This is a genomic window from Stenotrophomonas sp. 278 (genome assembly GCF_003935715.1).
GTDB lineage: Bacteria > Pseudomonadota > Gammaproteobacteria > Xanthomonadales > Xanthomonadaceae > Stenotrophomonas > Stenotrophomonas maltophilia_AH.
Genome location: NZ_RHPP01000105.1, coordinates 4,892 through 15,352, shown reverse-complemented (window position 1 = coordinate 15,352; position 10,461 = coordinate 4,892). Strand labels below are relative to the sequence as shown.

The following is a 10,461-nucleotide window of genomic DNA, read 5'->3' as shown; positions in this document are numbered from 1 at the left end:
GGATACCACGGTGGCGGTGGCGCAGGTGGACGCGCCGGCGACCGACCTCGCTACCGCCCGTCCGGGCACACCGGCAACCTCGCGCACCGTGGCCAGTGCCGCCGATCGCCCACGCGCACGCCGGCACACGGTGCGCAACGGCGAGTCGGCATGGACGATCGCCAAGCGCTATGGGATGCCGCTGAAGGCGTTGTTGTCGTTGAACAATCTCACCGGCAGCAGCGTGTTGAAGCCGGGTGCGGTGTTGCGCGTAGAAGATTGATGGCAGGGTCACCGTTCGACGGTAGCGCCGACTATTAGTCGGCAACCGCGCGCAGCGCGGCACCACCGTCCGAAGGCCCGTACATTGCGGCCGTCGCATTCACACCGACGTTGAAGTTCACCCAACACAGAAGGCCCGGCAATGCCGGGCCTTTTTAGTTTCGCGTGGGCCGGCCAACGGCCGGCGCTACCGATGGCGAACCCTTAAAGGTTCGCCTCTTCGGTTTGCACCTTGAAACGCTTGCGGGCGGTCTTCACGAAGTCCTCCGCGGCCGACAGACCGTCAATCTGCTCAAGCTGCTGCTTGAACTGCTGCTTCTGCTCGGCGGGCACGTCTTCCAGATTGGCCGGCGTGACCTTGTTGACTGCAAAGACCACATAGCGGCCCTGCACTTCGACCTTGCCGTAGGTAGGCTTGCCGTCGGCCGGATGCGCGGCGGCAAAGATGGCGCGGTTGATTTCCGGGGTCGGCACCGGCTGGGTGCGCGGCAGGCCCGGCAGCGGGCTGACCTGCAGCTTGTCCTCTGCCGCGACGGCCTGCAGGGTCTGTCCGGCCTTGAGCTTGGCCAGTACCGCGTCAGCCGCCTTTTCCGAAGCCTGACGGGCACGGTCGGCGCGGATCGCGGCGATGACCTGGTCGCGGGCCTTGTCCAGCGGCAGGGCCTGTTCCGGACTGTGGTCGGTAACGCGGATCATCACGTTGTGGTTCGGCGCGATTTCAATCGGGTCGCTGACGGTGCCGTCCTGGGTCAGCACGTCGGAGAACGCCGCGCGCAGCACGGCCGGATTGGCCGCTATGCCGCTGGCGGTTTCGCGGGTGAACGGGCCGACGGTCTGCACCGGAAGCTTCAGGGTCTCTGCCGCCGCCGTGAGCGAGGACGGATTCTTGTAGACCTCGTCGACCAGGCGGCCGCTGAGCTGGCTGAACTTGCCCTCGGTGTCGGCCTTGAGCTGCTCGGCGGCCAACTGATCACGCACTTCCTCAAACGGACGTTCCTGGCCGCCCTTGACCTCGCGCAGCTGCAGCACGTGGTAACCGAACTCGGACTTGACCGGGCCGGTGATCTCGCCGGCCTTCATGGCGAACAGCGCGTCTTCGAACGGCTTGACCATGACACCGCGTTCCACCCAGCCCAGATCGCCACCGCCTTCCTTGGAGCCGGTGTCGTCGGAATTGGCCTTGGCCAGCGCGGCGAAGTCCGCACCCGGTGCCTTGGCCTGGGCGGCAAGCGCGGTCGCCTTCTGTTCGGCCGCCTTCACCGCAGCAGCGTCGCCGGCATCAGCGGCGATCAGGATGTGCGAGGCCAGACGGGTTTCCGGGGTGGAGAAGCGCGCCTTTTCATCGGCATAGCGCTTGCGCAGCGTGGCATCGTCGGCGGCGGTGGCGGCCGGCAGGTTGGCTGCATTGATCTCCACATACTCCAGGCTGACGGTTTCAGGCTGGCGGAAGTCCTTGGTGTGGCCGTCATACCACTGCTTGATCTGCGCGTCAGTGACCTCGGCCGGTTCGGCCGCTTCTTCCGGCGGCAGTGCCGCCAGCTCGACGTCGCGGGTTTCACCCAGCAGCTTCATCAGGCGGTCGGCATCGGCGGCGGTCACGAAGCCCGAACCCTGCAGCGCCGAAGGCAGAATCGCGGTCTGCAGGTTGTCACGCACCTGCGTCTCGAACTGCGCCGGCGTGCGCGGCGGATTGCCGGCGGCCAGCATCGCACGGTACTGGTTGCCGTCGAATTTGCCGTTCTGGTCGAGGAACGCGGGAATGGACGCGATGGTTTCGCGCACGGCGGCGTCGCTGATGACCAGGCCAGCCTGCTCGCCCGACAGGCGCATGACCTGTTCGTCGATCATCTGGTCCAGCACTTCCAGCTTGCTCTCGGTGCTTTCAAACTTGCGCGGGTCGAAGTCCTCGCCCTGCTGCGAACGTGCCTGCATGCGCGCCTGCTCGAAGCGGGTGCGGAAATCGTTGGCACTGATCTCGTGGTGTTCCCACAGCAGCGACATCGGCCACCAGCCCGGAGCCGAGCGCCACCAGGTCGGCGGAGCGGACACCTTGGCCACGTTCTGTGCGCCAACGCCACCGAGGTAGCTGTTGTCGATCACGAACAGGAAGGGAATCATCAGCAGCCCCAGGATCACGGTGACGATCCAGCCCGAGGTCTTGTCGCGGAGTTTCTGCAGCATGAGTGAAATCAAGGCCTGATTGGCGAGCCCGGCAGTGTAACCCGCTTCGCGCCACGCCCCAACTGCCCTGCCTTGCGCGCAAAAGAAAAGCCCCTGGCTTGCACCAGGGGCTTTCAAAAGTTGGCGGAGCGGACGGGACTCGAACCCGCGACCTCCGGCGTGACAGGCCAGCATTCTAACCAGCTGAACTACCGCTCCACACTTTCAAAAACCACTACTGGCAGTGCCTGGTGGGTGCTGAGGGTTTCGAACCCCCGACCCTCTCCGTGTAAAGGAGACGCTCTACCGCTGAGCTAAGCACCCCAGCAAGCCGCTTAGTTTACGGCATCCTTCAGGGCTTTGCCAGCCTTGAACGACGGATTCTTCGAAGCAGCGATCTTGATGGTGTCGCCGGTCTTCGGGTTGCGGCCGGTACGGGCAGCGCGGTCGCGCACCTGGAACGTACCGAAGCCCACCAGGGTCACGGCGTCGCCGCTCTTCAGTGCCTTGGTGACGGCAGCAACGACTGCATCGACGGCGCGGTTGGCTTCGGCCTTGGTCAGGTCGGCGGTTTCAGCCACGGCGTCGATCAATTCGGTCTTGTTCATTCTGTACAGCTCCTTTGGCGGGGATTTCCGCGTGTTCGACAATGAAGCATCCGATCCCGTTGTGCGGCCCGGATGCCAGTGATGGGTTCGCTCCAGTCAGCAATGTGCTCACTTGCGAGTGGTGCTTTTATACCAGTGCCCCCTACCCCACGCAAGCTGAAAAGCCTGTAACGACGCGGGTTTCAGAGGATTCAGCAACGCGCGTCAGTGCTTGACGCGCGCGTTGGAAGCTGTCTTGCCGCGGCTGCGGACAGCGACCGGCGGCTTGGACTTCTTCGCCTTCTTCGGGGTCAACGGGGTCTCCAGGGCGATGTCCAGCACCTCTTCGATCCACTTCACCGGCACGATCTCGAGGTCACGGGTGACGTTGGCCGGAATGTCAGCCAGGTCCTTGCGGTTCTCCTCGGGGATGATCACGGTGCGGATGCCACCGCGCAGGGCGGCCAGCAGCTTTTCCTTGAGCCCACCGATGGCGGTGACCCGACCACGCAGGGTGATTTCACCGGTCATGGCGACATCAGCCCGGATTGGCACCCTGGTCAGCATCGACACCAGTGAGGTGACCATGGCGATGCCGGCGCTGGGGCCGTCCTTGGGGGTGGCACCGTCGGGCACGTGCACGTGCACGTCGTGCTTCTGCAGGAACTCCGGATCAATGCCGAAGCCGACCGCGCGCGAGCGCACCACCGACAGGGCCGCCGAAGCGGATTCCTTCATGACGTTGCCAAGCTGGCCGGTCAGGATCAGCGCGCCCTTGCCCGGGACCAGGGTGGATTCGATCTGCAGCAGGTCGCCACCCACCTCGGTCCACGCCAGGCCGGTGACCAGGCCGATCTCGTTCTGCTCTTCCGCACGACCGAAGTCGAAGCGACGCACGCCGAGGTACTTGTCCAGGTTCCTGCTGTTGACCGTGACCAGCGCCTTGGCCTTGCGCGCGCCCTTCTTCGCCTTGGCCGCCGGCTGCGGGCCGGCGAGCGCGATTTCCTTGACCACCTTGCGGCAGATCTTGGCGATTTCGCGCTCGAGGTTGCGCACACCCGACTCACGCGTGTAGTAGCGCACGACATCCTGGATGGCGTCGCCGGCGATCTCCAGTTCCTCCGGCTGCAGGCCATTGGCCTTGAGCTGCTTGGGCACCAGGTAACGCATGGCGATGTTGAGCTTTTCGTCCTCGGTGTAGCCGGGGATGCGGATCACTTCCATGCGGTCCAGCAGCGGGCCGGGGATGTTCAGCGAGTTGGACGTCGCCACGAACATCACTTCGGACAGGTCCAGGTCCACTTCCAGGTAGTGGTCATTGAACGTGTTGTTCTGCTCGGGGTCGAGCACTTCCAGCAGCGCCGAGGACGGGTCACCCCGGAAATCCATCGACATCTTGTCGATCTCATCGAGCACGAAAAGCGCGTTCTTGCTGCCGACCTTGTTGAGGTTCTGCACGATGCGGCCCGGCATGGAACCCACGTAGGTACGACGGTGGCCGCGGATCTCGGCTTCGTCACGCACGCCGCCGAGCGACATGCGCACGAACTTGCGGTTGGTGGCCTTGGCGATGGACTGGCCGAGCGAGGTCTTGCCCACGCCAGGGGGACCGACCAGGCACAGGATCGGCCCCTTCATCTGCTTCACCCGCGACTGCACCGCGAGGTATTCCAGGATGCGGTCCTTGACCTTGTCCAGACCGAAGTGGTCGGCGTCCAGCGTGTCCTGGGCGACCTTCAGGTCCTTGCGGACCTTGGTGCGCTTCTTCCACGGCACGCCCAGCAGCCAGTCCAGATAGTTGCGCACGACGGCCGCTTCCGCCGACATCGGCGACATCTGCTTGAGCTTGGTCAGCTCAGCCTTGGCCTTGGCCTCCACCGGCTTGGGCATGCCGGCCTCGGCGATCTTGCGGGCCAGTTCGTCCATCTCGCCGGGCGCGTCGTCGAGGTCGCCCAGTTCCTTCTGGATGGCCTTCATCTGCTCGTTGAGGTAGTACTCGCGCTGGCTCTTTTCCATCTGCGACTTCACCCGGCCGCGGATGCGCTTTTCCATCTGCTGCACGTCGATTTCGCCGTCGACCAGGCCGACCAGCATTTCCAGCCGCTCGCTGGTCTGCAGGGTTTCCAGCAGGCGCTGCTTGTCGGCCAGACGCACGCTGATGTGCGCGGCGATGGTGTCAGCCAGACGCGCCGGCTCATCAATCCCGGAAAGGGTCTGCAGCAGTTCCGGCGGCAGCTTGCGGTTGGTCTTGACGTACTGCTCGAACAGCGACATCAGCGAACGCGCGATGGCCTCGACCTCGCGCGGTTCGCGGGCGTCGTCGGATTCGATTTCCTGGCCCACGCCGTGCAGCGCGCCGTCGCGCTCGGTGACCTGGGTGACGTTGACGCGCGCCAGGCCTTCGACCAGCACCTTGATGGTGCCGTCGGGCAGCTTCAGCAGCTGCAGCACCTGGGCCAGGGTGCCGACCTGGTAAAGGTCAGCGGCCGCCGGATCGTCGGTTTCAGCCGACTTCTGCGCCAGCAGCAGGATGCGCTTGTCGGCGACCATGGCCTGCTCCAGGGCATGCATGGACTTGTCGCGACCGACGAACAGCGGGATGACCATGTGCGGGAACACCACCACGTCGCGCAGCGGCAGAACCGGCAGGTCGAGAGTCTCACTTGGGGAACGGGCCATAGGGGCTCCAATGGAACAGTGGGGATGGCCTCCGGGCAGCTTCACCCGGATACAAAAAAGCCGATGGCCCCGTTATGGGGCCATCGGCATCAGGATGCAAGCTGCACTGGAAAAATTCATTCAATTCAAACGGTTGAATGATTATTCAGCGCCGGCCGCCTTCTGTTCAGGGGCCGGCGGGGTCTGGTAGATCAGGTAAGGCTCGGACTTGTGTTCGATCACCGATTCATCCACCACCACCTTGCTGACGTTTTCGGCCGAAGGCAGGTCGTACATGGTGTCCAGCAGGACCGATTCGACGATGGTACGCAGGCCACGGGCACCGGTCTTGCGCTTGAGCGCCTTGCGGGCAATGGCCGACAGGGCGTCCGGACGGAACTCCAGCTCGACGTGCTCCATCTCGAACAGCTTCTTGAACTGCTTGGTGATGGCGTTCTTGGGCTCGGTCAGGATCCTGACCAGGGCTGCTTCGTCGAGTTCTTCCAGCGTTGCGACGACCGGCAGACGGCCGACGAACTCCGGAATCAGGCCGAACTTGATCAGATCTTCCGGCTCGACTTCGGCCAGTACCTTGCCCACTTCCTGCTTGCGCTCGGCGCTCTTCACCTTGGCCCCGAAGCCGATGCCGCCGGCGTCGTTTGAACGGGCCTGGATCACCTTGTCCAGCCCGGCGAACGCGCCGCCGCAGATGAACAGGATGTTCTTGGTGTCGACCTGCAGGAATTCCTGCTGCGGGTGCTTGCGGCCGCCCTGCGGCGGCACGCTGGCGACGGTGCCTTCGATCAGCTTCAGCAGGGCCTGCTGGACGCCTTCGCCGGACACATCGCGGGTGATCGACGGGTTCTCGCTCTTGCGCGAGATCTTGTCGATTTCATCGATGTAGACGATGCCCTGCTGCGCTTTCTCGACGTCGTAGTCGCACTTCTGCAGCAGCTTCTGGATGATGTTCTCCACATCCTCGCCCACGTAACCGGCTTCGGTCAGCGTGGTGGCGTCGGCCATGGTGAACGGCACATTGAGCAGGCGGGCCAGGGTTTCAGCCAGCAGGGTCTTGCCCGAACCGGTCGGACCGACCAGCAGGATGTTCGACTTGGCCAGTTCGACGTCGTCGTTCTTCTGGCGGCTCTCGATGCGCTTGTAATGGTTGTACACCGCCACCGCCAGCGTGCGCTTGGCGCGGTTCTGGCCGATGACGTACTGGTCGAGAACCTCGAGGATCTCGCGCGGCTTCGGCAGCGAACTGCGCGCCGACTGCGCCTTTTCCTCAAGTTCCTCACGGATGATGTCGTTGCACAGCTCCACGCACTCATCGCAGATGAACACGCTCGGGCCCGCAATCAGCTTGCGCACCTCATGCTGGCTCTTTCCGCAGAAGGAGCAGTAGAGGATCTTGCCGGTGTCCGTGGAACGACCTTGGCGGTCTTCGCTCATGCTTCGCTTACCCAGTTACCCCACCCGCTGAACGGGGGTTCGATTCGAGAATAGCACAGGGCCGGGTGGACACCAGTCCAGCCCGACCCCGCGGAAACAGACCGGTTGCCCGGTCTGGCAGTGCCTTTACGCCGGGGTGATCGACTCTTCCGGGCGACGTTCCAGCACCTGGTCCACCAGGCCATAGGCCATGGCGTCGGCCGCGCTCTTGAAGTTGTCGCGCTCGGTGTCGCGGGCAATGGTTTCCAGCGACTGGCCGGTGTGCTTGGCCAGCACTTCGTTCAGGCGCGAACGCAGGGTCAGGATTTCACGGGCATGGATGTCGATGTCCGTGGCCTGGCCCTGGAAGCCGCCCAGCGGCTGGTGGATCATCACGCGCGAGTTCGGCAGCGCATAACGCTTGCCGGCTGCACCCGACGCCAGCAGCAGCGCGCCCATGGAGGCAGCCTGGCCGACGCAGATGGTGCTCACGTCCGGCTTGATGTACTGCATGGTGTCGTAAATGGCCATACCCGCGGTAACCACGCCACCCGGCGAGTTGATGTAGATGCTGATGTCCTTTTCCGGATTGTCCGCTTCCAGGAACAGCAGCTGCGCCACCACCAGGTTGGCCATGTGGTCGTCGATCGGACCGACCAGGAAGATCAGACGCTCCTTCAACAGGCGCGAATAGATGTCATAGGCGCGCTCGCCGCGGCTGGTCTGTTCGACCACCATCGGCACCATGTTCAGGGCTTTGGTTACGTTGTCCATTACTGGGGCACCTATTGAGTAGGGGAATAACACCCCGCGCCGGAGCGCGGGGCCGGTGACGCCGACCGCTTACTGGCGGATGGCGTCCTGGAACGACAGGGCCTGCTCGGTGTGCTGGGCGCGCTCGGCGATCCAGTCGATCACCTGCTCTTCCATCACGCGGTTCTGCAGACCACTCATCAGCTGGGGGTCGTTGCGGTACATCTCAATGACCTGCTCCGGCTCTTCGTAGGTGGAGGCGATCAGGCGCATGGTTTCGTTCAGGCGCTTCGGGTCCAGGCGCAGGTCGTTCCTGCGCGCCACTTCGCCGACCAGCAGGCCGACCAGCACGCGCTTGGCAGCGGCGTCCTTGAAGCCCTCATGCGCGTCGGCCGGCACGTCACCCGGGTTGCGGCCGCTGCGGCGGATCTGCTCGACCTGCTGGGCCAGCATGGCACGGGCTTCGTTCTCGACCAGGCGCGGCGGCATTTCCACCGAGGCATAGGCGGCGATCAGCTGCTCGCCCACTTCACGGCGCAGGCGGTTCATCAGCGCGCCCTTCAGCTCGCGCTCCAGGTTGGCGCGGATGTCCTTGCGGAACTGTTCCAGGTCGCCGCCCTTCACGCCGAAGCTCTTGATGAAGTCGGTGTCCACTTCCGGCAGCACCGGCTCGGACACGTCGACGACCTTCACGGTGACCTTGACCTGCTTGCCCGCCAGGGCCGGCACGCGCCAGTCAGCCGGGAATTCGACGTCCAGGGTCTTTTCTTCGCCCTTGGCCAGGCCGACCAGGCCCTTTTCGATCTGGTCGAACATCATGCCCTGACCGATGACCACGCTGCCCTTTTCGGTGCCTTCGGCCGGCAGGCGCTCATCGCCGGCCTGGGAGAAGGTCTCCAGCGCGACCAGGTCGCCTTCCTGCGCGCCACGGGTGACCGGGCTCCAGCTGCGGCGCTGTTCGCGCAGGTTGGTGATCATCTGGTCGATGTCGGCATCGGAGATCTCGGCGGTGTGACGCACGACGGTCAGCTTGCTGACGTCCACGTCGCCGAAGTCCGGGATCAGCTCCACGGTGGCCACGAACGAGAACTCGCCTTCGTCGCCCTTGTCGATGCGCGGGGCACCGGCGATGCGCAGCTCGTGCTCGCGCACGACGGCATCGAAGGTTTCACGCAGCAGGCCGTCCAGCGCTTCATTGCGCACCTGCGCGCCGAAGCGCTGTTCGATCACCTTGGCCGGCACCTTGCCCGGGCGGAAGCCCTTGATGCGCGCGGTGCGGGCGATTTCGCCCAGGCGGCCGCTGATGTGCGTCTGCAGGCGGTCTTCCGGCAGCGAGAAGGTCAGGCGGCGTTCCAGATTGCCGGTGGATTCGATCGAAGCTTGCATGTTGACTCCTGCCACCGGTGGCGCGGCCCCCGGCACTGATGTGAATGAAACGGGTTTTGGAGACGGGGCCGTGGACGCACAATCCCGCCGCAGCCCTGTAGTTTGGCCGATTCCGGGCAGCGCCGCCAGCACAGGGCCGGAAGCGCCAATCCAGCCGCCCGTTCAGGGTTGGCCAGCCGTCTCCCGCCAGGCGGGACGTACCCTCGGACAGCCCGGCCCCCAGCCGGGTCTGTGGTGCGAAAGGGGGGACTCGAACCCCCACGCCTTGCGGCACTGGAACCTAAATCCAGGGCGTCTACCAATTCCGCCACTTTCGCGCAGGGCGGGATTATAGGGGAAGTGGGCGGCCGGACGCTCGACCGGCGGCGCATGGCTTGCCTGCTGGTAGCGTCGATCGACAGACGACGGCCGGTATCGGCTCCACGTTCTTTGACGCATGACAGGGGAACGGAGCGCCATGCCGACAGCGTCACTTCGGCAGGAACCATGCGTCAACGCACCGGGACAGGCTATCGGCGGTCGTCTATCGACCGACTCTACCCAACCGGCGCCGCGTAGCGACGCGCCATGCGCGTCGCGCCAACCGCATCACCCCCGCACCGCGTAGCGACGCGCCATGCGCGTCGTGCCATGCGTTGCCCAACAATCAGGCACCTCGCCACTCGTAGAGCCACGCCCCGCGTGGCTGCGCGATGCCAGAGCGCAGGCAAGAAAAAAGCCGCCTGGCGGACCAGGCGGCTTCTGTCTTGGTGGGCTGTCAAGGATTCGAACCTTGGACCTATTGATTAAGAGTCAACTGCTCTACCAACTGAGCTAACAGCCCGAAAATCGGGAGGCGAATTATGGCGCATTGCGACATCGGGTTGCAAGCGTTTTTGTGAATGATGGAAGGCCCGCTCCGATCAGGGCTCCCTGCCCTGAAGAACCCGGAGGCGATATCGGTGGTCGTCTGTCGAGCGACCCTACCTGGCCAGCATGCACCTCGTGCCGACCACCCCCGTACCCCATCGCCCGCAGCGACGCGCCACGCGCGTCGTGCCGACCGGCCGCCGCATCACACCGCACGTAGATGCCACGCCCTGCGTGGCTGCGCAATGCGTGATCGCAGACAAGAAAAAAGCCGCCGGACGTATCCGGCGGCTTCTGTCTTGGTGGGCTGTCAAGGATTCGAACCTTGGACCTATTGATTAAGAGTCAACTGCTCTACCAACTGAGCTAACAGCCC

At 64.4% G+C, this 10,461-nt stretch carries 7 protein-coding genes and 5 tRNA genes; 1 reads left to right on the top strand and 11 read right to left on the bottom strand.

Features of this window, described 5'->3' with window-relative positions; translation table 11 throughout:
* Positions 1-262 (top strand): LysM domain-containing protein (locus EGJ34_RS15880; protein WP_148100511.1); only part of this gene is annotated, 262 nt, incomplete at its 5' end.
* 203 nt (positions 263-465) lie between these two features.
* Here EGJ34_RS15880 and EGJ34_RS15875 read toward each other — a convergent pair.
* From EGJ34_RS15875 to EGJ34_RS15825, 11 genes are all read right to left on the bottom strand, one after another.
* Positions 466-2,442 carry a peptidyl-prolyl cis-trans isomerase gene (locus EGJ34_RS15875; RefSeq protein ID WP_125361476.1) on the bottom strand — a complete coding sequence of 659 codons (1,977 nt, stop codon included), beginning with the start codon at positions 2,440-2,442 and terminating at the stop codon, positions 466-468.
* A gap of 121 nt (positions 2,443-2,563) precedes the next feature.
* Positions 2,564-2,640: transfer RNA gene (locus tag EGJ34_RS15870), tRNA-Asp, on the bottom strand.
* Positions 2,641-2,670: 30 nt separating this feature from the next.
* A tRNA-Val gene (locus EGJ34_RS15865) sits at positions 2,671-2,745 on the bottom strand.
* A gap of 11 nt (positions 2,746-2,756) precedes the next feature.
* On the bottom strand, positions 2,757-3,029 hold the full coding sequence (locus EGJ34_RS15860) for an HU family DNA-binding protein (RefSeq protein ID WP_125361475.1): 273 nt from the start codon (positions 3,027-3,029) through the stop codon (positions 2,757-2,759).
* A 204-nt stretch (positions 3,030-3,233) separates the two neighbouring features.
* Complete coding sequence (gene lon, locus EGJ34_RS15855) at positions 3,234-5,687, bottom strand: endopeptidase La (RefSeq protein WP_125361474.1); 2,454 nt, start codon at positions 5,685-5,687, stop codon at positions 3,234-3,236.
* A gap of 141 nt (positions 5,688-5,828) precedes the next feature.
* A complete protein-coding gene (gene clpX / locus EGJ34_RS15850; RefSeq protein ID WP_125361473.1) occupies positions 5,829-7,118 on the bottom strand; it encodes an ATP-dependent Clp protease ATP-binding subunit ClpX in 1,290 nt (429 codons plus the stop codon).
* Between the two features lie 126 nt (positions 7,119-7,244).
* Positions 7,245-7,871, bottom strand: coding sequence for an ATP-dependent Clp endopeptidase proteolytic subunit ClpP (gene clpP, locus EGJ34_RS15845; protein WP_125361472.1), 627 nt, complete (start codon positions 7,869-7,871; stop codon positions 7,245-7,247).
* Between the two features lie 69 nt (positions 7,872-7,940).
* A complete protein-coding gene (gene tig, locus EGJ34_RS15840; RefSeq protein ID WP_125361471.1) occupies positions 7,941-9,236 on the bottom strand; it encodes a trigger factor in 1,296 nt (431 codons plus the stop codon).
* 232 nt (positions 9,237-9,468) lie between these two features.
* Positions 9,469-9,553 (bottom strand) — tRNA-Leu (locus tag EGJ34_RS15835).
* Positions 9,554-9,983: 430 nt separating this feature from the next.
* A tRNA-Lys gene (locus EGJ34_RS15830) sits at positions 9,984-10,059 on the bottom strand.
* A gap of 326 nt (positions 10,060-10,385) precedes the next feature.
* Positions 10,386-10,461 (bottom strand) — tRNA-Lys (locus tag EGJ34_RS15825).